This window comes from Citreicoccus inhibens (assembly GCF_019039035.1).
GTDB classification, from domain to species: Bacteria; Myxococcota; Myxococcia; order Myxococcales; family Myxococcaceae; genus Citreicoccus; species Citreicoccus inhibens.
This window is the reverse complement of sequence record NZ_JAHNZT010000052.1, coordinates 18,632-41,435: the sequence shown is the minus strand read 5'-3', so window position 1 is coordinate 41,435 and position 22,804 is coordinate 18,632. Positions and strand designations below refer to the sequence as shown.

16 protein-coding genes are annotated in these 22,804 nt (G+C 67.7%); 8 read left to right on the top strand and 8 right to left on the bottom strand.

Going from position 1 to position 22,804, the window contains the following annotated elements:
• Nucleotides 1-162: 162 nt before the first annotated feature.
• Nucleotides 163-891 carry an AraC family transcriptional regulator gene (locus KRR26_RS33800; protein WP_236069458.1) on the top strand — a complete coding sequence of 243 codons (729 nt, stop codon included), beginning with the start codon at nt 163-165 and terminating at the stop codon, nt 889-891.
• 97 nt (nt 892-988) lie between these two features.
• Here KRR26_RS33800 and KRR26_RS33795 read toward each other — a convergent pair whose 3' ends face one another.
• The 7 genes from KRR26_RS33795 to KRR26_RS33765 form a co-directional block, all read right to left on the bottom strand.
• On the bottom strand, nt 989-4,297 hold the full coding sequence (locus tag KRR26_RS33795) for an efflux RND transporter permease subunit (protein WP_217081838.1): 3,309 nt from the start codon (nt 4,295-4,297) through the stop codon (nt 989-991).
• A 3-nt stretch (nt 4,298-4,300) separates the two neighbouring features.
• Entirely contained in the window at nt 4,301-5,707 is a 1,407-nt protein-coding gene (locus tag KRR26_RS33790) for an efflux RND transporter periplasmic adaptor subunit (RefSeq protein ID WP_120205534.1), read from the bottom strand.
• Between the two features lie 13 nt (nt 5,708-5,720).
• Nucleotides 5,721-7,145: a TolC family protein gene (locus tag KRR26_RS33785; protein ID WP_217081837.1), complete on the bottom strand. Its 1,425-nt coding sequence runs from the start codon at nt 7,143-7,145 to the stop codon at nt 5,721-5,723.
• Between the two features lie 166 nt (nt 7,146-7,311).
• Entirely contained in the window at nt 7,312-7,761 is a 450-nt protein-coding gene (locus KRR26_RS33780; RefSeq protein ID WP_120205538.1) for a cupredoxin domain-containing protein, read from the bottom strand.
• Between the two features lie 235 nt (nt 7,762-7,996).
• Nucleotides 7,997-9,013, bottom strand: a complete 1,017-nt coding sequence (locus KRR26_RS33775) for an aldo/keto reductase (RefSeq protein WP_217081836.1) — start codon at nt 9,011-9,013, stop codon at nt 7,997-7,999.
• 42 nt (nt 9,014-9,055) lie between these two features.
• Nucleotides 9,056-10,078, bottom strand: a complete 1,023-nt coding sequence (locus KRR26_RS33770) for a C-terminal binding protein (RefSeq protein WP_120205541.1) — start codon at nt 10,076-10,078, stop codon at nt 9,056-9,058.
• Between the two features lie 39 nt (nt 10,079-10,117).
• The gene (locus KRR26_RS33765) at nt 10,118-11,905 is read right to left on the bottom strand and encodes an IlvD/Edd family dehydratase (RefSeq protein ID WP_120205543.1); all 1,788 of its coding nucleotides are present in this window, start codon (nt 11,903-11,905) and stop codon (nt 10,118-10,120) included.
• Between the two features lie 184 nt (nt 11,906-12,089).
• Between KRR26_RS33765 and KRR26_RS33760 the strand changes: the two genes are divergently transcribed.
• The 3 genes from KRR26_RS33760 (at nt 12,090) to KRR26_RS33750 (ending at nt 15,882) form a co-directional block, all read left to right on the top strand.
• The gene (locus KRR26_RS33760) at nt 12,090-13,187 is read left to right on the top strand and encodes a glucose 1-dehydrogenase (RefSeq protein ID WP_120205544.1); all 1,098 of its coding nucleotides are present in this window, start codon (nt 12,090-12,092) and stop codon (nt 13,185-13,187) included.
• 59 nt (nt 13,188-13,246) lie between these two features.
• Nucleotides 13,247-15,091, top strand: a complete 1,845-nt coding sequence (locus KRR26_RS33755; protein WP_217081835.1) for a glycoside hydrolase family 15 protein — start codon at nt 13,247-13,249, stop codon at nt 15,089-15,091.
• Nucleotides 15,092-15,228: 137 nt separating this feature from the next.
• Nucleotides 15,229-15,882: a hypothetical protein gene (locus tag KRR26_RS33750; protein WP_217081834.1), complete on the top strand. Its 654-nt coding sequence runs from the start codon at nt 15,229-15,231 to the stop codon at nt 15,880-15,882.
• 141 nt (nt 15,883-16,023) lie between these two features.
• Here the strand turns inward: KRR26_RS33750 and KRR26_RS33745 are convergent, their stop codons facing one another.
• Nucleotides 16,024-17,154, bottom strand: coding sequence for an alpha/beta fold hydrolase (locus tag KRR26_RS33745; protein ID WP_328707259.1), 1,131 nt, complete (start codon nt 17,152-17,154; stop codon nt 16,024-16,026).
• A 154-nt stretch (nt 17,155-17,308) separates the two neighbouring features.
• Here KRR26_RS33745 and KRR26_RS33740 point away from each other — a divergent pair, with 154 nt between their 5' ends.
• The 4 genes from KRR26_RS33740 (at nt 17,309) to KRR26_RS33725 (ending at nt 22,804) form a co-directional block, all read left to right on the top strand.
• The gene (locus KRR26_RS33740) at nt 17,309-18,724 is read left to right on the top strand and encodes a hypothetical protein (RefSeq protein WP_217081832.1); all 1,416 of its coding nucleotides are present in this window, start codon (nt 17,309-17,311) and stop codon (nt 18,722-18,724) included.
• 451 nt (nt 18,725-19,175) lie between these two features.
• Complete coding sequence (locus tag KRR26_RS33735) at nt 19,176-20,621, top strand: condensation domain-containing protein (RefSeq protein WP_120205553.1); 1,446 nt, start codon at nt 19,176-19,178, stop codon at nt 20,619-20,621.
• A gap of 594 nt (nt 20,622-21,215) precedes the next feature.
• The gene (locus tag KRR26_RS33730) at nt 21,216-21,422 is read left to right on the top strand and encodes a hypothetical protein (RefSeq protein WP_120205555.1); all 207 of its coding nucleotides are present in this window, start codon (nt 21,216-21,218) and stop codon (nt 21,420-21,422) included.
• A gap of 92 nt (nt 21,423-21,514) precedes the next feature.
• Nucleotides 21,515-22,804 (top strand): radical SAM protein, encoded by a 1,290-nt coding sequence (locus tag KRR26_RS33725; RefSeq protein WP_217081831.1) that lies wholly within the window; start codon nt 21,515-21,517, stop codon nt 22,802-22,804.

The window sequence follows — 22,804 nt, the reverse complement described above, 5'->3', positions numbered from 1 at the left end:
ATGCGTCGCCACAGCTCGTCTGGCACTCGCCAGCCATCGTCCTTCTTGACTACCCCATGGCTGCGTCCTCCTGCCTCTTCAACCCGGCAGGAGGCCGACCTTCTTCCCTACCGAAATAGGTTCTAAGTGCGGCGCCACCGCCCCGCTTGTATGATTCTGCACATGGAGAGCCACTTGCTCTTGGGCGGCGGAAGGGCGTTGTACGTCGGCCGCTTCGATGTGCTGCCCAGGCATCGCTTCGCGGCCAACGCCGTGCTCGTGGGGCTCGATGACGCGTTCGCGCTCGAGGACGACGACGGCCACGTCGAGTACCACGCCGCCGCGTTCGTGCGCGGGTGGCAGTGGCACGCGCTCGATTTCCAGGGCGGACGCGCCGCCGTGCTGTTCCTGGAGCCGGGCGCGGGGATCCGTCGTCGCATCGGCGCGGGCGTGTTGCGCGAAGCCGTCGAGGCCGCCCTGTCCGCGCGAAAGCCCGAAACGTGGACCGAGCTCCTCCAAGATGCCCTGGGGCTCGGGCCGTGTCCGCTGACGGTTGACGCCCGCATCGCCCGGGTCGCCGCGTTTCTCTCGACACCCGACGACGCGCCCGCTGACGCGATGTCGCTGGCGCAGCGCGTGGGGGCTTCGCTGTCACTGGTCGAGCACCGATTCCGAGCGCAATTCGGTGTCCCCATGGGGGCGTTTCGCGCGTGGCACCGGATGCAATGGGCCGCGGCGCTCGCGCTTCGTGGCCAAAGCCTGACGGAGGTCGCGCACGCCGCGGGCTTCTATGACTCGGCTCATTTCTCGCGGCTGTTTCGAGGGATGTTTGGGTTGTCTCCCTCGAAGGTCTTCACCCAGGGGCTCACGGGTGCCGTCTTCGAGCCGCGAGACGCCGAAGTGAGTCGCTGACGCCAGGAGGCCACGCCGCCCGGTGCATCTGCTGCGCTGGGATTCGAGGCGGCGCCGGTATTCCCAGTCCGCCACATGCGGACGCTGCTGCTCTGAGTCACGTCGCGTGGGCCGTGACGCGGGGCTCGTCGGGATGGGGCTCGGAGATGGCTGGCCCGGGCACGACTTCATGGCGCTTCCACAGGAAGTAGACCGCCGGGTAGACGAGCAGCTCCAGCAGGAAGCTGGTCAGCAATCCTCCGACCATCGGTGCCGCGATGCGCTTCATCACGTCCGCGCCCGTGCCGGTGGACCACATGATGGGGAGCAGGCCGAGCATCGCCGCGAGGACCGTCATGGCCTTGGGGCGCACGCGCTTCACGGCCCCGTGGACGATGGCTTCCACCAGGTCCCCCTCGGTGCGCAGCACCCCGCGCTTCTTCGCCTCATCATGCGACAGGTCGAGGAAGAGCAGCATGAAGGCGCCGGTCTCCGCGTCCAGGCCCATGAGCGCAATCATGCCCACCCACACCGCGATGGAGACGTTGTAGTCGAGCGCCCAGAGGAGCCACACCGCGCCGATGGCGGAGAAGGGAACCGCGAGCATCACCAGGCCTGCCTTGAAGGCGGACTTCGTATTCAGGTACAGCAGCCCGAAGATGAGCACGAGCGTGAGCGGGATGACGACCTGGAGCCGCTCGCGGACGCGCAGCATGTTCTCGTACTGCCCACTCCATGCCATGGAGTAGCCCGTGGGCACCTTCACGCTCGCGGCCACCGCCACCTTGGCGCGCTCCACGAAGCCGCCCACGTCGTACTTCGACGTGTCGAAGTCCACATAGACGTACCCCGTGAGCATGCCGTTCTCATTGCGAATCATGGACGGGCCATGGGCGAGCACCACGTCCGCGATGGCCTCCATGGGAATCTGCCCCTGTCCGCCGGGCAGGGACAGCAGGACGCGCTTCAAGGCCTGGAGGTCCTCGCGATAGTCGCGGGCATAGCGCACGTTGATGCCATAGCGCTCACGGCCCTCCACGGTGGTGGATTGGTTGTCGCCGCCCACCGCCGTCATCACCATCATGTTCGCGTCGTCCACGCTCAGGCCGTAGCGGGCCAGCTCGTCGCGCTTGAGGACGAAGTCGAGGAAGTAGCCGCCCGCGACGCGCTCGGCGAACGCGCTGCGGGTGCCCTCCACCTTGGCCACCGCGGCTTCCGTCTCCCGGGCAATCCGCTCCACGGTGGTCAGGTCCGCGCCCATGATCTTGATGCCCACGGGCGTGCGGATGCCGGTGCTCAGCATGTCCAGCCGGCCCTTGATGGGCATGGTCCACGCGTTGGAGAGGCCCGGCAGTTGGAGCGCGGCGTTCATCTCGGATTCGAGCTGCGCCTGGGTGATGCGGTCCCGCCAGAAGGGGCGCAGCAGACCCTTCAGCCAGGAGGGCGCCCAGCCGCTGTACCAGCGGGGGACCTCGCGCCACGCGGACTCGGGGCGCAGCAGCACCGTGGTCTCCATCATGGTGAACGGCGCGGGGTCGGTGGAGGTGTTCGCGCGGCCCGCCTTGCCGAAGACGCGCTCCACCTCGGGGAACTTCATGAGCAGCTTGTCCTGGACCTGGAGCACTCGCTGCGCCTCGGTGACGGACATGCCGGGCTCCACCGCCGAGGGCATGTAGAGGAGGGTGCCCTCGTTGAGCGGGGGCATGAACTCGCTGCCCAGGCGCAGGTACACGGGGAGGGTGGTGGCCACCAGCAGCGCGCTCACCGCGAGCGTGGCCTTGGCGTGGCGCACCACGAAGCGGCAGGGCCCGTCATAGAGTCGGTGCATCAGGCGGCTGATGGGGTGCCGCTCCTCCGCGTAGTACTTTCCCACCAGCGCCTGGGTGGCGGCCCACGCGAGGAACTTCGGGCGGAAGCGGAAGGGCTCCACACGGGCGAAGAGCATCCGCAGGGCGGGGTCGAGGGTAATCGCCAGCACCGCGGCGATGGCCATGGCCAGGTTCTTCGAATACGCCAGTGGACGGAAGAGCCGGCCCTCCTGGTCCACCAGCGTGAAGATGGGCATGAAGGCCACGGCGATGACGAGCAGGCTGAAGAAGACGCCCGGCCCCACCTCCATCAGCGCTTCCAGGCGCACGTGATGGAAGTCGCCCTTCTTCCCGTCCTTCATCCAGTGGTGGATCTTGTTGTACGCGTTCTCCACCTCGACGATGGCGCCGTCCACGAGCACGCCAATGGAGATGGCGATGCCGGCCAGCGACATGAGGTTGGCGTTCAGCCCCATCAAGTACATGGGGATGAATGCCAGGGCCACCGACACCGGGATGGTGACGATGGGCACGATGGCGGAGGGGATGTGCCACAGGAAGAGGAGGATGATGAGGGAGACGATGATGATCTCCTCCACCAGCTTGAAGGACACCGTGTCGACCGCGCGCTCGATGAGGTCCGAGCGGTCGTAGGTGGTGATGACCTCCACGCCTTCCGGCAGCGAAGGGTGGAGTTCGGCGAGCTTGGCTTTGACGCGGTCGATGACGTTGAGGGCGTTCTCCCCCTGGCGCATCACCACGATGCCGCCCACCGCGTCTCCTTCTCCGTCCAGGTCGGCCACGCCCCGGCGCAGCTCAGGTCCCAGCGTCACGCTGGCCACGTCCTTGATGGAGACCGTGGTTCCGCCCGAGGACTTGAGGACGAGCCGCTCCAGGTCCTCGACCTTCTTCACGTAGCCACGCCCTCGGACCATGTACTCGCGCCCGGCCAACTCCACGAGCCGCCCGCCCACGTCGTTGTTGCCTTGGCGGACCGCGCGCACCACCGCGTCCAATGAAAGCCCATAGCTGGCGAGTGCGTTGGGGTTGACCATCACCTGGTACTGGCGCACCTGGCCACCCACGGTGGCCACCTCGGAGACCCCGGGCACGCTCTGGAGTTGGTAGCGCAGGAACCAGTCTTGATAGGAGCGCAGCTCGTCCAGCCGGTGCTTGCCGCTCTTGTCCACCAGCGCGTACTGGAACACCCAGCCCACGCTGCTGGCATCCGGCCCCAGCTCGACCTTCACGTCGGATGGAAGCTGCGGCGTTATCTTCGAGAGGTATTCGAGCACCCGCGTGCGGGCCCAGTACAGGTCCGTGCCGTCCTCGAAGATGACGTACACGTAGCTGAAGCCGAAGTCGCTGAAGCCGCGCACCGCCTTCACCTTGGGCGCGCCCAAGAGCGCGGTGGTGATGGGGTAGGTGACCTGGTCCTCGATGATGTCGGGGCTGCGGTCCCACCGGCCGTACACGATGACCTGCGTGTCGGACAGGTCCGGCAGCGCGTCCAACGGCATGTTCCGCAGGGTCCACCACGCGCCGAAGAGCGCCACCACGGTGGCCGCGATGACCAGGTACTTGTTCTCTGCGGAGAAGCGGATGATGGCTCGAATCATGGCTCAGAGGTCTCCGTGGCTGGAGGCCGTGCGGGGCGCGGGCGGTGGTGTCGCCGCGGGGGGCGCGGAAGAGGCGGTCAGCGCGGTCAGGGACGCGCGCAGGCGCGACTCGGAGTCGATGAGGAAGTTGGCGCCAGTGACGACTGAATCACCTGCCTTCAAGCCCGAGGTGACCTCGACGTTCGTGCCATCGGATTCACCCAGCCGGACCTCGCGTGGCTGGAAGCGTCCGTCGCCGAGCGCCACGAAGACGACCTGGGTGGTGCCCGTGGGGACCACGGCGTCCGAGGGAACCTTCAGCGCCTCGCGTGGGGTGCCGCGGAGCACGACCTCGCCGAACATCTCGGGGCGCAGGTCGCCATCGGGGTTGGGGAACTCCAGGCGGACCTTGACGGTGCGCGTGGCCGGGTCGAGCACCGGGGCCAAGAAGGCCACCTTCCCCGCGAACACCCGATTGGGGAAGGCCTTGAGCTGCAGCGTGGCGGGCATGCCCACTTTGACGTGGCGCAGCTCATTCTCATACACATCCGCCAGAACCCAGACGCGTGACAGATCGACGACCTCGTAGGGCGTGGCACCCAGCTCCAGCCTCGCGCCCTCCACGATGTCCTTCCGGGTGATGACTCCGGAGATGGGTGACACGAGGGTGAGCGTGCGGCTGGCCTCTCCCGCGCGCGCGAGCCGTTCCAGCGCGGCCTGGGGCACGTCCCAGAGCTGAAGCTTGCGCAGGGCCGCATGGACCAGGGCCTCGCCGTCGGTCGTCATGCCCCCGGCCTGGCTCAATGCCTCGCGGGTGCGCAGCGCCAGGAGATACTCCTCTTGGGCCGCGAGCAGCTCCGGGCTGAACACGGAGAACAGCGGCTCGCCCTGTCGCACGGCCTTGCCCGTGAAGTCCGCATACACGCGCTCGACGAAGGCAGGCACCTTCATGTTGACGCGGCGCACGCGCGTCTCGTCCTGGGCCACGCGTCCGTTGGTCCGCCACGTTCCCCCCACCTTGCCCTCCGTCACCGGGGCGGTGCGCAGTCCAATGAGCTGCTGGCGCGAAGGATCGATGGTGACGGAGGAGAGGCCGTCCACCGTGGAGCCACTCGAATCGCCCGGCGAAGCGGGCGCGGTCGTCACGGCCACCAGGTCCATGCCGCAGATGGGGCACTTGCCTGAGTGGTCCTGCACGATGCTCGGGTGCATCGGGCACGTGTACTGGCGTGGCGCTGGCGTGGCGTCGGTGGGCGTGGCGCCAGCGGGCGCGACCGCTGTGGGGGCATGCGCCGCATCTCCATGGGACAGCAGGTGCACGGCACCTCCGCCAAGCACCGCGCTGACCAGCGCCGTCGAGGCGAGCGCGATCGCTCCGAAGCGGCGGCGCGAAGCGACCGGAGAGGGAGGAGTGGGAGTCACGGGAGACATGCGGACCTCGGAGCTACATTCCGGACATGGAGGAAGAGGAGGGCGGCGCGGCGCCGGGCGCACTGCTCGAGGACACCGTGCCGCCAGCCGCCGACGAAGGCGCGCTTCCCGCGCCGGGCACGCCGACCGACCCCACCGCGCCCCCGGCGATGGATGGCACGGGCTCCAGGCTCACCTCCGCCAGGGCGATGGCGATGCGCTGCGCTTCGACGAGCGTGCGCAGGAAGTCTTCTTCGTCGCGGAGGATGCCGCCGTTGGCCTCCAGCACCGACGCGAAAGAGGCACGCCCGACGCGATACTGCGTCAGGGTGCTCTCGGCGGTCGCGGCCGACTGCATCAAGAGGCCATTGCGATAGAGCGTCACCGTTTCGCGCAACGCGGTCAGCGCGGTGAGGCGCTCCCGCACGCGCAGCCGAAGCACTTGCTCCACGGTCTCCGTCGCACGGGCGGTTGCTTCGGCCTGCGCCTGGCTCTCGGCCACCGCGCGGTTCTGCTTGCTCCCGGAGAAGACGGGCAGGGTGATGCCGACATTGGCCTGCCACATGGGAGGGAAGTCTCCGCCGCGAGGCATGACGCCGGCGCTCACCGTGAAGTCGGGCAGCCGCTCCCGGCGAGCGAGCGCCACCTGCTTGTTCGCCTGGGCCATGGAGGTGCGCCCCCCGGCCAGTTCCGGGCTGCGCGCGAGCGCGTCCGCCTCGGCGGATGCGACGTCGCCGGGCTCCGGCACCCCGAGGTCTCGCACGCGCGTGGTGGTGGGCAGGGCGTCATCGAGCGGTCGGCCACTCAACCGGTTCAGGGTCTCCACGCGGGTGCGCTCTTCGGCGGTCAGCGCCACGCGGCGCTGACGGATCCGATTGAGTTCAAGCTGTGCGCGAAGGAGGTCGGACTGGGCCCCGTCGCCGGTCTCGTATCGGATGCGCGCCAGGTCGGCGGATTGTCTCCAGAGCGCATCGAGTCGGTTGAGCAGCCCGAGCCGCTCGCGCGTCAGCAGCAGGTCCAGGTAGGTGCGTCGCACCTCGGCTTCGATGGTGAGCCGCGCGCGGGCGATCTGCGCCGACGCGACTTCGGCCCCGAGGCGTGCGACCTCGGTCCGCAGCGCCCGCTTGCCAGGGAAGGGCACGCCCTGGGAGGCCATGATACTGTAGTAGCTGCCCTCCATCTTGCCAATCATCAGCGCGCCAAACCCGTCGTTCTGGATGCCCAGTTGCAGCACTGGATCCGGCAGCGCTCCCGCCTGGGGAATGCGCTCGTGGGCGGCCTGGGCTTGGGCCTCGACCTGCCGCAGCTCCGGGCGCGCTTCGAGCGCCTCCGTGAGAAGTCGCGCGAGCGTCGCGTCCGTCGACACCGCCGTCGTCTGCGTCGCGGGTGTGGCAACGTCGCCCTGGGCCAGCGCCGCCATCGACGAGACGAGCGCCAGCAAGAGGGCCCCGCGCATCATGGCGGCGCGCCTCCGCGCGGGGAAGGGAACGGGCTGGGGCATGGAGGACACGTCAGGGAGAGACTGCGGAGCCTGGAGGGGAATCAGCGCGATGGAGAGCGTAGCGCGACGCCATCGCCACCATGGCGTGGGCCTCACGTGAGGCCCACGCCACCGCGCGGCGGAATCACTGGATGGTGACGAGCCCGCTGATGTGGTCCATCGCGCAGGCGTAGCGCAGCGTGCCCGACTCGCTCGGGGTGAACTCCACCGTCACGGGCGTGTCCAAGGGGAGCGGCTGGTTGATGCCCAGGTCGGCCACGACAATCTCCGTGGCGCATGTCTTGTCTGTCTTGCGCGTGACGACGAGGCGCACCGGCTGCCCCGCCTTCACCTTCACGTTCGCGGGCTCGAAGCCCTTGGGCGTCACCGTGAGCTCCACGGTGTGCATGCCATTCTTGCTGGCCGGGGCCGCGGCGGGCTTCTGCGTCGGGGCCGCGGTGCCGTGCGCTGAATGCGCGCCGTGCTCGCCCTTGCTCGGGGCGGCGCTCGGCGCGGCGTGCTCCTCACAGGCGCGCGCGGGGGCCGCGACAAGCAGGGGCAGGGCGGCAAGGACTCCCATCAGGTGTGTCTTCATCGGCGGGTGCTCCCAGGTGGGGATGCCCTGGCGACGGCCGGCATCCAGTGCGTCCCGGTCGCTAGAGCACGGCGCGTGCCGAGGCCCGAACGTCCCTGTTCCCGCGAGGTTGCGGGCGCGAGGCCCGCGCCCGGAGTGCCCGAACCGGTTTCGGTGTAACCGGCGCAATCACAGGCGGACCGTGTGGTCGGCCTCGACTCCAGATGCCGCGCGAGCCTGCCCCTGGGCCCGTGGGTCAGACGGGAGCCCCGGAGCGCTCATCGGGATGCCGCTCCGGAGGCGCCATGAACTCGGGGCCCACCGGGTCCCGCACGGACTCGCTCACCACGGAGTCCGTGTAGGCCAATGCCTCGCTGTCGAGGCTCCAGCCCGTCACCTCCCGCAGGGGCGCCAGCTCGCCGGGATGGCGTGCGCCCCACAGCGCCACCGTGACGCCGGGTTGATCCAACACCCAGCGGATCGCGAACGGGAGCATGCCCTTGCTGTAGCGCTCGCTCGCGAACTGCGCGAGCCGTTGGACCGCCTGGAGGTATTGCGCGTAGCGCGGGGGGAGGAACTTCGGGTCGGTCTTTCGGAGGTCGTCCCCCTCGAACCGGGTGTCCTCCTTCATCGTCCCGGTCAGCAGTCCTCGACAGAGCGCTCCGTAGGTGAGGGTGGAGACGCCATGCGCTCGGCACCACGGGATGATCTCCTCCAGGGCCTCTCGCTCGAAGAGGTTGAGCGGAGGCTGGGCCGAGGAGAGCGGCGCGATCCGCCGGAATCGCTCCATCGCCTCGATGGCGTAATTGGAAACGCCGATCGCGCGAATCTTTCCGGCGCGCTGGAGCTCGAACAGCGCCTGCGCGGTCTCTTCGTAGGGCGTGGCGAAGTCGGGCCAGTGGACCTGGTACAGGTCGATGTAATCGGTGCGCAGGCGCCGCAGCGAGACCTCGACCTCTCGATTGAGTTGCTGCCGCGACGAATTGCGGATGACGCCATCGCCGCGCTGCTCCAATCCCACCTTGGTCGCCACGACGATGCGCTCACGCCCGCCTCGCTCGGCGATCGCCCGGCCCACGACTTCCTCCGAGTGCCCGAAGCCGTAGGCCGGCGCGGTGTCGATGAGCGTGATGCCCAGGTCGAGCGCCGCATGGATGGTGCGCACGGACTCGTCGTCGTCGGTGCCGCCCCACTGCGTCCCGCCCATGGCCCAGGTGCCCAGGCCCACCCGACTGGCAGGGGTCGAAATGCCCAGAATGGATGCGTACTCCATGGCTCTCCTCCGTGTGCGTGGTGCCGGCTTCGTGTGGGGGCTTCATTCCGCGGGCGGCGCGGCCTCGGGCCGGGGCCCGAGGTGATTGACCGGGGAGCGAGGAGGAAGCCCGCTCAGCACTCGCACGGCCTCCTCGGCGGCGATGCGGCGCACCGCCGTGATGGACTCCTCCGAGTAGTAGGCGGCGTGGGGGGTGATGATGACGTTGGGCAGGCGGAACAGCGGATTCGTCGGGCGCCAGTCGCGCTGCTTGGCGGGCTCCTCCTCGATGTCGTCCAGCGCCGCCCCGGCGATCCACCCCTCGGTGAGCGCCTGGTAGAGCGCCGCGTCCTCCACGATGGGACCGCGCGCGGTGTTGATGAGCAGCGCGGTGCGCTTCATCCGTCGCAGCGTCTCGCGGTTGAACAGGTGACGCGTGTCCGGTGTGAGGGGCGACTGGATGATGAGGGAGTCGGAGCCCTCGAGCAGCGCGTCGAACGACACGGGGCGCACCTGATGTTTTCGGACCTCGGCGGCGTCGAGGAACGGGTCATGGGCCCAGAGCTCGACACCAAAGGGGCGCACGCGCTCCGCGATGAGGCGCGCGATGGCGCCAAAGGACAACAGGCCGACCACCCGTCCCCGCAGGCGCCAGATGGGCTGCCCGGTCTGCCAGGCCCACTCTCCCCGGCGGGTCGCATGGTCGTACTCGCAGACCTTGCGCGCGGCCGCGAGCCAGAGCGCCACGGCGTGGTCGGCGACCTCCTCGGCGCACCACGCGTTGGGGGCGTTGGTGACCTGGATGCCTTTGCGCGTGGCGGCGTCCACGTCCACGATGTCCACACCCGTGCCATAGCGAGCGATGACGCGGCAGCGGGTGAAGGCCTGGATTGCCCGAGCCCCCACGCGCGCGTACTGCGTGAGGACTCCCTCCGCGTCGCGGCCGTTCGCGATGACCTCGTCCTCGCTCTTGCACTGCGCCGCGGCGAGCCGGAATCCCGCCCCCTCGATGATGGCGCGCTCGATGTCCGCATCGCCGAAGTCGGAATCCGCGATGAGGATGGTGCCCTTTGCTCGTTCGCTCATTGCGCCCCCTCCGTCATGGTGCGCGCGGGCTCTCGCGGCTCAGTGGGAGTCACGGGGGATGCCCATGGTGTGCGCGATGTCTTGGTACTTCAGGGCCAGCTCCAGGCAGCCTCCGCTGTCGAGCTGACCGACCGAGTCTCGGTACATCTCCTGCCAGGGCGTCTGGTTCTTGAGGGTGAGCGGAGGGAGTGCTCGCCGGCGCGCGGCAATCTCCTCGTCGGTGAGCAGCACGTCGACGCGCGCATGGCCCAGGTCCACGCGGATCCGATCGCCCGTCTTCAAGATGGCGAGATTGCCGCCCGCCGCGGCCTCGGGGCTGGCATTCAGGATGGAGGGCGCATCCGCGGTGCCGCTCTGTCGCCCGTCACCGAGCGTTGGCAGGGCCTTGATTCCCCGCGCGATGAGCGCGGTGGGCGGCTGCATGTTGACGACCTCGGCACTCCCCGGATAGCCGAGCGGCCCGGTGTAGCGGATGACCAGGATGCAGCCCTCGTCAATCTCCAGCCCAGGGTCGTCGATGCGCGCGTGGTAGTCCTCGGGGCCCTCGAACACGATGGCGCGCGCCACGAACGCATCCGGATCCTCGTGATTCGAAAGGTACTGTTTGCGGAACGCCTCGCCAATGACAGAGGTCTTCATGACCGCCGAGTCGAAGAGGTTCCCGCTCATGACGAGGAACCCGCCGTGCTCGACCAGGGGGGCGTCGTACGTGCGGATGACCGCCCGGTCGTGGGTGCGGGCCTTCTCCGTGTTCTCGGCCACCGTGTGGCCCGACACGGTGAGGACATCCCCATGGAGCTGTCGCGCGACCAGCAGCTCATGCATGACGGCGGGGACACCTCCGGCGCGATAGAAGTCCTCGCCCAGGAACTCCCCCGCGGGGGCCACGTTCGTGAGGACGGGGATGTCTCCGGCGATCGTCTGCCAGTCGCGAATCGAGAGCTCCACGCCCACGTGTCGGGCGATGGCGTTGATGTGGATGGGGCAATTGCTCGACGCGGCGATGGCGGCCGCGACGGCGATGGCGTTCTCGAAGGCCCGCCGGGTCATCACCTTTCGGGGCGTCAGGTCCTCGTGTACCAGGGCGACGGCGCGGCGCCCTGTTTCGTAGGCCATCTGCGCCCGCTCCCGGTACGGGGCCGGAATGGCCGCGCAGCCGGGCAAGGTCATCCCGAGCGCCTCCGCCAAGGCGTTCATCGAGAGCGCGGTGCCCATCGTGTTGCAGTGGCCCACGCTCGGCGCCGAGGCGGCCACGCGCTCCATGAACTCGTCGTAGTCAATCTTCCCGCCTGCGAGGAGTCGCCAGCACTGCCAGAGAATGAGCCCAGAGCCCGCGCGCTTCCCCTCGTAGTACCCGTTCAGCATGGGGCCGCCGGAGAGGACGATGGCGGGGAGGTTCACCGTCGCGGCCGCGGTCAGACATGCGGGCGTCGTCTTGTCACACCCGGTCGTGAGCACGACCCCGTCGAGCGGGTAGCCATAGAGCACCTGGACGATTCCGAGATACGCCAGGTTGCGATCCAACGCCGCGGTCGGTCGTATTCCTGTCTCTTGAAGGGGATGGACGGGGAACTCGAAGGGGATGCCGCCCGCATCGCGGATGCCCGCCTTGACGCGCTCGGCGAGGACGAGGTGGTGCCGGTTGCAGGGGACGAGGTCGCTGCCGGTCTGCGCGATCCCGATGATGGGCCGCCCGCCTTGCAGCTCCTCGCGCGTGAGGCCGTAGTTGAGGAAGCGCTCCAGATACAGGGCGGTCAGCTCCGGGTTCGCCGCGTTGTTCCACCATGCCTCACTGCGAAGCCCCCGCCGCGTGTCCCTCGTCGCCATGGCACTTCGGTGGGCACCGCGTGCCCGCGAGTCAAGCTGTCGCCCGTCCGGGCCGGGGGGCCTCCTCGCGCTGTCTGGCCCACGAGGGAGCGACTCGGCCGCCCGGTGCGGTCGCCCAGCTCCTGCTCTCCGCCGTGGGGACATGCCTATCTGTGCGACAGGCTGTCATTGCGCGAGGTGCGGCATGCGAGCGGTCGCGGTGTTTCCCAAGGTGCGCGAGGTCCGTGTCATCAACCTGCCGGAGCCCCCACCCGTGACGGGCTCGCATGTGCTCCTGAAGGTCCTCGAGGTCGGCATCTGCGGCACGGATCGCGAGATTGGCGCGTTCGAGTATGGGGCTCCGCCTCCAGGCTCCGACCACCTCATTCTGGGGCACGAGGCGCTCGCCGAGGTGGTGGCGACGGGCCCGGATGTCACCTGGGTCCGCAAGGGAGACCTCGTGGTCCCCACGGTCCGCCGCCCCTGTCCGCAGGCGCGCTGCCGCCCGTGCCGCGCGGAGCGTCAGGACTTCTGCGTCACGGGGGAGTTCTGGGAGCGGGGCATCAAGGAGGCGCACGGCTTCCTCCAGGAGTGGACGGTGGAGGAAGAGGCGCACCTGGTCGCGGTGCCTCGCAAGCTCGCGGATGTCGCGGTGTTGACCGAACCGCTCTCGGTGGCCGCCAAGGCCGCGGAGCAGGCGCAAGCACTTCAGGGGCGGCTGCCTTGGGAACGCGCTCACGTGCGCGCGTTGGCGCTCGGCGCCGGACCCGTGGGGCTCCTGGGCGCCATGAGCATGGTGGTGAATCACTTCGACACCTTCGTCTACTCCCTGGAGCCCGCGGCCAGCGAGCGCGCGGAGCTCGTCCGCTCCTTCGGCGCCACCTACCTCTCCGGGCAGGACGTGCCCCTGGGAGAGCTCCGACAAAAGGTGGGAACCTTCGACATCATCTATGAGGCGGTGGGCGTGTCGAAGGTCGCGTTCGCGGCCGTAGATGCCCTGGGGGCGAACGGGCTCTTCATCTTCACCGGCATTCCCGCGCACGGCAGCCCGAGCCCCGTGGATACGGACACCCTGATGCGCAACATCGTGCTGCGGAATCAATTGCTGCTCGGGACGGTGAACGCGAGCCGGAGCGCCTACGAGCTGGCGCTTCGTGAACTCGAGCAGGCGATGTTCCTGTTCCCGCGGAGCGTGCGCGCGCTCATCACGCACCGCGTCCCCATCGAAGCCGCACCCGCGCTCATCACGGGGCACGGTGGAGTCAAACAGGTCATCGCGCTGTCGTCGGCAGGGACTCCCTGAGTGGGGGCGCTGGGGGTGACGCGGTTGCGCGGGCCCGCTCCACATCCCAACTTCCTGCCATGTCATCCCCCCTCGAGCACTACGGCCTCATCGGCGACCTGACGACCGTTGCCTTGGTCTCCCGGAGCGGCTCCATCGATTGGATGTGCTTGCCACGCATCGACTCCGGGGCTTGCTTCGCCAGGTTGCTTGGCACCAACGCGCACGGCTACTGGAGCGTCCGGCCCGCGGCGGAGGTCCGGGCCGTCCAGCAGCGCTACCGACCCGAGACGCTGGTGTTGGAGACGGAGGTCACCTGCGACGGCGGTCGGGCGCGCATCATCGACTTCATGCCGCCGGGGGAGGGGGAGCACGACATCATCCGCATCGTGGAGGGGCTCGAAGGCGAGGTCCCGATTCACACCGAGCTGCGCGTCCGCTTCGCCTACGGCAAGCTGACGCCGTGGATCCGCTGCAATGGCCACCGCGCCACCCTGACCTCGGGGCCGGATGCCCTCGCCTACCTCAGCCCGGTGCCGCTCCAACCGGACTGGGACGCAGCCTGTCTGGAGGCGGACTTCGTCGTTCGCGCGGGCGATCGGCTCCCCTGCTCTTTGACGTACTTCGAGTCGCACAAGCCCGCGCCGGAGCAGGATGTGGATGCGGAGCGGGACCTGGCGCGGACCGAGCAGTACTGGCGCGACTGGGCGAGCCGGTGTCGATATGCGGGCCCGCATCGCGACGCGGTGGTGCGCTCGCTCATCACCCTGAAGGCGCTCACCTTTGAGCCGACCGGCGGCATCGTCGCGGCCCCCACGACGTCGCTCCCCGAGGAACTCGGCGGGGAGCGGAACTGGGACTATCGCTACTGCTGGCTTCGCGATGCGTCCCTCACGCTCGAGGCGCTGATGCGTGGCGGGTACCTTGAAGAAGCGAGGGCCTGGCGCGAATGGCTGCTGCGCGCCGTGGCCGGCGCCCCCGCCGAAGCGCAAATCATGTATGGCGTTGCGGGTGAGCATCGCCTCACCGAGGTCAAGCTGCCATGGCTGCCCGGCTACGAGGAGTCTCGGCCGGTGCGCATCGGGAATGCCGCGTACGATCAATTCCAGCTCGACGTCTATGGCGAGACGCTGAACGCCATGTATGAGGCGCGCATCTACGGCATGCCGGAGGAGGGCTCGCTCCCCTGGGACACGCTGAAGGTGATTGTCGACTTCGTGGAGAAGAGCTGGCAGCGCCCGGACGAGGGCATCTGGGAGATTCGCAGCAAGAGCCACCTGCACTTCACGCATTCGAAGCTGATGGCGTGGGTGGCGGTGGATCGCGGCGTCCGGTTCGTCGAGCAGTTCGGCGCCAACGCGCCGGAGCAGGTGAAGAAGCGCCTGTATCGCTGGCGCGCGCTGCGAGAGGAGATTCGCGCCGACATCCTGGCGCGCGGCTACAGCGCGCGGGTGAGCGCCTTCACGCAGTCCTATGGTTCGGATGCGCTCGACGCGAGCGTGCTCTTGATTCCGCACATGGGCTTTCTGCCAGCGGATGACCCGCGCATGTTGGGCACTGTCACCGCCATCGAGAAGGGCCTCACCAAGGATGGATTCGTGGAGCGCTACTCGACCGAGACGGGAGTGGATGGGCTGGCAGGCGACGAGGCCACGTTCCTCATCTGCAGCTTCTGGCTCGTCGACAACTACATCATGTCGGGTCGCCTCGATGAGGCAGAGGCTCTGTTCGAGCGCCTGGTCTCCATCCGGAACGACCTCGGGTTGCTCGCGGAGGAGTACCACCCCGGGCTGCGGCGCCAGTTGGGCAACTTTCCGCAGGCGTTCTCGCACGTCGGGCTCATCAACAGCGCGGTGCTGCTCGAAGCCAAGCGCGCGGGCCGCGACGTGTCGTTCTCGGCGGTGGCCGCGGCGAGCCTGCACTGAGCGGGAGGCCAGGCAGACAGTTCACCGGGAGTGGAGTTAGAGTCCGATGAATGCGCCACGCGCCTCGAGGACTTCGCTCATGCATCGCGTCTGTTTGTGCCAGGGCATGGGTTCGACTGGGGCTGGTGTGTTTGTGCATGGCGGTCTCCTCCGCGCGCGCGGATGAGCCCCAGTCCATGGGGGTTCAGCTCGACCTGGAGCCCATCACCGCTGTGCCTCCGGGAACCGAGAGCACCTGGGCCACCGAGGTTCATCTGCACCTTGAGCCTTCCGCCGGTGGCTTCCTCGGCGCGGAAGGCCCGGGCCCACGGATCGGATGGGGCCTGTCGCTGAAGGCAGACTTCCCCTGGGTCACCGCGCGAATGCTGACGGTGGCCAGGATGGTGATGTGGGTCCTGAGCCTCGGCGCCCTGGGCTCGGACGCGTGGCTGGAGCGCACGCCTGTCTCCATCCAGGTGGAGGTCTTCGGAACCCGGTTCTCGGACACCACGCTGCTGAACAACGGCTGGGCCTGGGGCGGGGGACTGGGGGCACGTGCCCACCTCTATGAGCGCCCGCCGGAGGAAAGCGTGGTGCGGAATGTCTGGTGCGACCTCAATGCCCAGCTCAGCTCTCGCGGCTTCGGGATGGACAGCGCCCTGGGGCTTCAATTGTCCTGGGGCGGTCTCGTGTCGATGGGGCCCTTCATCAAGTTCGCACGCGTGGCGGGCGTGAATGCGCTCTTCGGGGGCCTCTCGCTGGACCTGGGCGCACCTCCTGGTGGCCCCGCGGCCCCTCCGGCGAAGGAGTGACGTTGTCGAGGGGCGAGCGCACGCGGTGTCTGAACCGCATCGCATGGGGCCGCTGATGCATGGTGTGCAGCCAGCGGCGTTGGGCTTCGAGCGGCCCGTCACCCGTCACTGCGCCTCAAGCGATTCTCGCAGCCGCCAGACCTATCGGGGGTGGACGGGCGCGACATCTCCGGCGCGCTCCGCGAATGGACGGGCGTCACGGACGAGGGAGAGCAGCACCTTGCCTGGCTCCTCGGCCATCACCTCGTGCGCGGACTGCTCGAACCAGATGAGCTTCTTCGATGGGGCCTTGACGCCCGCGAACCATTCGGCGGCGACCGTCGCCGAGACGTTGCGGTCGTGCCGCCCCAACAACAGGAGCAGCGGGGTCTTCAACCGCTTCACGTGTGACAGGTCCGCCGTCAGGATGGCGGGAAGCAGCTTCTCGACCGAGAGCTCCTCCGCCTTCCACATCTGGCGGATGTCCTCGTCGGTGTACTCGGGCGACAGGTTCGACGCGGCGCCCTCGAAGCTCGCATCGAGACGCCGATACGCGGCACCTCCGAAGAAGTTGAGCCAGCGCCGCTGGAGCCCGATGTCCTTCAGCGCGATGGGCTCCTTGCCCACGCCGTAAGGCGCGAGCGAGTCGAGGTCGCGGATCGCCTCTTCGTTCTTCGCCGCGCGCGCCTGCTCCATTGCCCAGGCCCACCCGCGCCGCTCACTCTCGCGTGCGTCAACCGCCTGCCCGACGCCGATATAGGCGTGGAACCATTCGGGGTGCTTGTTCGCGAGGGTGAGGCCCAGCAGGCTCCCCCAGCTGTGGCCCAGGATGAAGATCTTCTCCTTGCCGAAGGTCGCGCGAGCCCACTGGACGACCTCCTCGGCGTCGGCGTTCAGCCGCTCGACCGTGAGCGTGGGAGTGACCGTGGCGGGATTGTTCGCCACGTAGGTCTTGCCCGCGCCGCGCTGGTCCCACTGGACGACCGTGAAGAACTCGTCCCAACCATGCGTGACGTACCAACTCGTCGGCATCGCGACCCAGCCGGGGCCGCCATGAAGCACCAGGAGCACGGGGTTGCGTAGGTCTCTGCTGCGGACCGAGACCCATTGGTCGATGCCTCCAATGCGAATCTTCTCGGTGCGCTCCGTTCCCTCGGGCGCCACGACCCTGCGCAGGTCCGCGATGATCTTGGTGGCTTCCGCCCGGCCATGCGGTCCGGGCGCCTCCTCGGCCTGGGCGTGCAAGCCCACGAACAGCAGCGCCGCCACTGGTAACCACGATTCTCGTCGCACCCGATCCCCCTCCAGCCACTCCATCCTGATTCAACGTATCCGGTTCAGCGCGAAACGCGCGCTGGCTATAGTCCCTACGATTGGAGCGATTCAGTGATTGCCGTCACCCGGAGGTCCGCTTCACCTCCGGGATGTGCGACGCGGGGAGGACGGGATGCGAAGGTCTGTGCTGATGCTAGGGCTCCTGGGGTGCGTCGGGTGCGCCTCCGCCACACGAGGACTCTCCACCCGGCTCAACCCAGAGACCGGCCTGTACGAGACGCCCACGCACGAGGTCATCTATTCGGTGCCTGTCGAGGACGCGCTGCTGACGGTCCGGTACATCCTGGAGAAGAACCACTACTCCGTGATGGAGAAGGAGGGGGGCCTGGAGATGTTCAGCTCCTTCATTCCGGAGGTCGTCCCGCCCGAGCGCTATTTCATCCAGGGCGAGCGGCTCGGAGCGCGACAGTCCCTCGTTCGAGTCTTTCGGATCCGATACACCATGCTGGGGGGCTATGGCGCTCAGGCCTCCGACAGTGGCATGCAGCAGGTCTCCATTCCGGCCGCCTTCTCCAATATCCCAGGCCTCGAAGGCTACAGCCCCGCGCATGGCTACCGGGACCTGGTCATCGAGCAGAAGCTCCTGGAGCGACTGGAGATGGCGCCCTCGCTGGAGGTGGTGGCCGGCAATCCACCGTTCGCCGTGCGCTCCGTGATGATGGAGAGCGGGGGAGAGGAGCAGAAGACGGGCGCCTTGACTCCCGAGTGTGGCGCGCCCTTGGAGGGCGCCTCGTCCCTGTTCTCCGCGGGAGGCGTCCTGCTCATGGCGGATCCGCTGGGGACGCAGGAGGTCCCGTCCGCGGTGCTGCGGATGGTGTGTGAGGCCTCGGCCCAGAACCTGCCGGTGACGCTCGCGCTGTCCATTCCCGCCTCCGAGCAGCCCATCCTGGAGCGGTACCTCGCGAGCAACGGCGACGCCGCGGCCGTGCAGGAGCTCCTCTCGTGGAGCGCCTTCTGGCGTCGGACCTACCAGGATGGGCGCAGCAGCCGCGCCATGCTGTGGCTCGTCGAGCAGGCCCGGCGCTTGCGCGCCTCAGGCAAAGACATCGCCTTGGCCGCCATCGACACCGAAGCGGCCAAGGGCAATGCGCGTGAGGAGCTGCTGGCCCAGCACCTGTTGGATGCCCAGTCGAAGCGCCCCCAGTCGTGGACGCTGGCCCTCACGGGCAGCGTCCACGCGCGCACCACGGAGGTGAACTGGAATGGCGACCTGGAGACGATGGGCGCTCGCGTGGCCAAGGCCCTGCCCTCGGTGCGAGTCCTGGACGTGGGCTTCCAACGCGGCACCCAGTTCACCTGTCGCTACAACGACTGGACGGAGGAGGTGGAGTGCAACGTCTTCGGCCTCAGCCCGGCGCTCGAGTCCCGGCAGTCTTCCCATCAGGCGTTCGGCTTGAAGCTCTTCACGCCCAAGGAAGCCCACGGCTTTGATGGTCGGCTGTATCTCGGCGCGCTGACCGCCTCACCTCCGGCGCTCCAGGCACCCAGTCAGGCGAGTGCGGTCAGGCCCGTTCCCGCCGCGGAGTGACTCCGCCCCCCTCTGCCTCGATGACCGCGTCATCCATCGCGGCCAGGAGAGCTGGCACCTGGTGAACACGGGCAACGGCTGGAAGATTGTCTCGGTCATCGGGTCCAGCAGCTAGGAACACACGCTGCGCTGCACAGGGCTTGTCCAAGTCCGAAGGCGTCCCCAGCCTATGCGGCATGGTTTGCAGGCTCGTATCCATGCCAGCGTTTCGCGGGGCCCGTGCCGTTCAGGGGATGAGCAGTCGGTTCGTGTTCTCCCCCAAGCACTCTCTTGCCCGGCGTGACGAACCCGCGGCGGTCCCACGGCATGCCGGGGACTCTCTGCCGCGGGTCGTCCCCTAAACGCCGGCCAGGGTCCTGCGCGCCCCACGCGAGGCGCGCGGACGAGTCGGAGGGGCGCTCTGGCCCCTCGCCGAGAGCAGGCTCACGAACGCACGTAAAGGATTGCCTTCATGTTCCAGATTCCTCTCTCCGAGGCGGGCTTCAGCGCAGGTCATGTTCACGAATGGCGGCTCGGCCCTCCGCTGAACACCCTCGACATTCTTTCGGCCGGCGACAGGCCGGCCTCCTACAACCAGGAGAAGCACTTCTCGGCCGCGGTGGCGGCACGCAAGGAGCACGTCTCGGAGGACTACTGGATTGGTTTGTCGTTCAGGATTCCGGGGCCGCTCAACCTGCCCGCCCTGGAGGCCGCGCTCCTGCGGTTCGTGAAACGGCACGAGGTGCTGCGCTGCGGGTTCGAGCAGCTCATCGCTGGCGATCTGCGCTGCGACGTGATGACGCCCGAGGAGGTCCGGCTGGTGCACAAGGACGTGGGGGCCTTCGAGTCGAGTGAGGCGGTGACCGACCACATTCGGACCACCTTCAATCGAGACATCGACACGCTGTCCTGGCCCCTGTTCGTGATGGGCGTGGTGGTCGAGGCGTCGCAGTCCACGGTCTACATGGGGTTCGACCACATCCTGTGTGACGGTCTCTCGTTGGTCATCGCGGTCGACGAGGTGGAGCGGGACTATGCGGCCCTGTCGATGGGCCAGCGCCCCGAGTTCGAGGTGGCGGGCAGCTACTTGGACTTCGGTGATGCCCAGCGGCGTCGCTATTCCAAGCTCACCGCGGACAGCCCCGAGTTGGACTACTGGCGCTCCTTCATCGCGGACGCGGGGAACCTGTTTCCGCGCATCCCGTTGGACCTGGGCCTGGACTCCGGCCGCATGTATCCGGCGCGCAATGTGACGGTCCGATTGCTCGATGATACGAGCGCCCTGGCCCTCGAGCGCATCTGCAGACAGCACGACACGAAGCTGTTCATGGGCTTGCTGGCGGTCGTCGGCCTCGCGCTTCGAGACATCTCGGGCTGTCAGACGTACCACGGGTTCCTTCCGGTCAGCGAGCGTCAGGACCCCCGTTGGCACAAGTCGTTCGGCTGGTTCGTCAACACCCTGGCGATCACCTTTCCCATCGCGGACGGGATGACGTTCCCAGAGGTGGCCGCGGGCGTGAAGGCTGGCTTCAAGCAGCTCATCCGCAATGTCGACGTGCCGTTCGTGAAGGTCTGGGAGCTGCTGGCGCCGCAGTACTACCACCTGCGGACCTGGCCATTCCCGGTCAACTTCTTCTCGTTCCTCGACTACCGCAAGTTGCCGGGAGCGGAGCACTTCGACGTCTGGCAATCGAAGACCATCCCGGCGTCATCCCATTCCAACACCGGCAATATGTGGTTCTTGCGCAACGCGCACGGTCTCTACCTGAACTCCATCTTCTGCGACGTGCCCAAGAGCATCGAAGCCTTCGCCCGGTACCGCGCGGCCATCTCCGCCACGCTCGAAGGCCTCATTCAGGGCTCCACTCGGGATGGTGCCGTGCCCAGGGAGAGCCCTCAGCCGACCGCGGCGCTCTAGCGAGGAGTCATTCGCGAGGCCATCTTCTGCCTCGACTGAATCCCCGGGTACGCGCCTGGGGAATCCCTGCGGGAAACGCCTTGGCGCGTAAGCGCCAGGGATCTTGCTCAATCGTCCGGACGGTCAGGCGAAGCTCGGCTCACGGAGAAGTCGGCCCTGAGCCGAACGCGGTCGAGCGATGTCCCAAGTCCTCCGGTCATACGCATTCATCTGTTCGTTGCGCGAACGCGCGATGGGAGCGGCTCGGCACCGAGTCCTGGTGCGACCTCCCCGCGCGAGCGCTGCATTGACCTCTGAAGTCCATCACGAGGTCCCCAACCTGTGCTGGGAAGTAGGTCTGCACAAAGCCGATTGGGTTTGCCGCGCTGACGTGAAATCGCGTCGCACGAATTGAGAATCCATTCTTGTCAAGAGCGGGTTGATACGCACCCTGCTACACCGTGTGTGCGTTGTTTGTACTCGGCGTCTTGACAAAAGAATCAGATAGTTGCGAAGTTTCATATTTGTCACCTTCTTTGGGGAAATCGCGTTGATCGCCTTGGAGGCGGTGACGTTGTTGCTGCACCCACCCCGTACACCCAAGGAGGAAGCAATATGAGCAGCAATCTCTCGACGCTCGCGGACCGTCTCCAGGCGAAGCTCAACGGCGCCACCGAGAAGAACCTGGTCGTTGCGGACCAGGACCTGGTGGAGCTCATGGACGTGCACCTGGATGCCGTCAGCGGCGCCGCGATCCACGGCTCTGCCCACGGCTCCGGCCACCTCTCGGGTCACGGCTCGATTGGCCGTCAGGCCGAGTAGTCACTCGCTGTAGGCGGCCAGACGCCGCTGGCTCAAACCCGCGGCGTCTGGCCACTTCTTGCACTGCAACCCAGAGGATGAGTGAGGCGAGGATGAGCGGAGAACCTCGAGAGGCCGTCAACTGTCTGGACGTGGTCCTCAAGATCGCGGAGCGGTGCAACCTGGCGTGTCCGTATTGCTATTACTTCTACCAGGAGAACGACCTCTACAAGAGCAGTCCCGCGCTCATCTCCGAGGACACGGTTCGCGAGGTCGCCAGGTTCCTGCGCCGGGGCGCGCAGGAGCTGAACATCCAGCACCTCTTCATCGGCTTGCACGGCGGTGAGCCCCTGCTGATGCCCAAGAAGCGCTTCGAGTCGCTCTGCCGTGTCTTTCGCGAAGAGCTGTCGGATGTGACGAACGTCCGACTGGCGATGCAGACCAATGGGACGCGCGTCGACAAGGAATGGGTCTCCATCCTCGCCGAGCATCAGGTGTCCGCGGGCGTGAGCCTGGATGGCCCGCCGCACATCCACAACGCGGCCCGCCCCGACCACAAGGGCAAGGGCAGCTACGACGCCACGGTGCGGGGCCTCCGCCTGCTCCAGGAAGGGGTCCGCGCCGGCACCAACCGCGCCACCGGTATCCTCTGCGTGGCCAATCCCAACTACAGCGGCGAAGAGGTCGTGAAGCACTTCGTCGAGGACCTCGGCATCGACAACTTCAACATCCTCCTGCCTCGCGAGGGCTACGACAGCGATATCTGGAAGCCCCAGAGCAAATGGATCGACTACTTCACCGAGATCCTCAAGTACTGGCAGTCGACGCCCAAGACGTTCGGCCGGCTCGTCACCATCCAGCTCATCTCCGACATCATGCGGGGAATGGCCTCGGAGCCCAACGCCCGGCAGATGGACATGCGGCGCTCCGCCCGCCACCACATCATCACCATCTCCGGGGACGGCAAGCTCGGGATGGATGACAACATCATGGCGCTCGACAAGGCGCTCTTCGACGCGAACATCAACGTTCGCAACACCACCCTCGCGCAGTTCATGGCCAGCCCCCGTTGGCAGCAGTTGGTGCAGGCCATCGACAAGGCCCCCGAGAAGTGTGCGAGCTGTGAGTGGTACCGCTCTTGCCGCTCCGGTGAGCTCTTCAATCGCTACAAGAAGGGCGCCGGCTTCGACCAGCCCTCGGTCTTCTGCGAGACGCTCGACACCCTCCACACCGCGGTCGCCGCCATCGTGGCCCGCTGGGAGAACGGCGTGGAGCGCCTGACGGGGGTGCTCTCACAGCAACCCGCGTTCTGGGCTCGGGACTTCATGCACCCGGTGCCCCTGGGGCAGGCTCCCAGGTCCGCGTCCGAGGCCAACTCCATCCAACTGCCCGTCGTGGAGTGA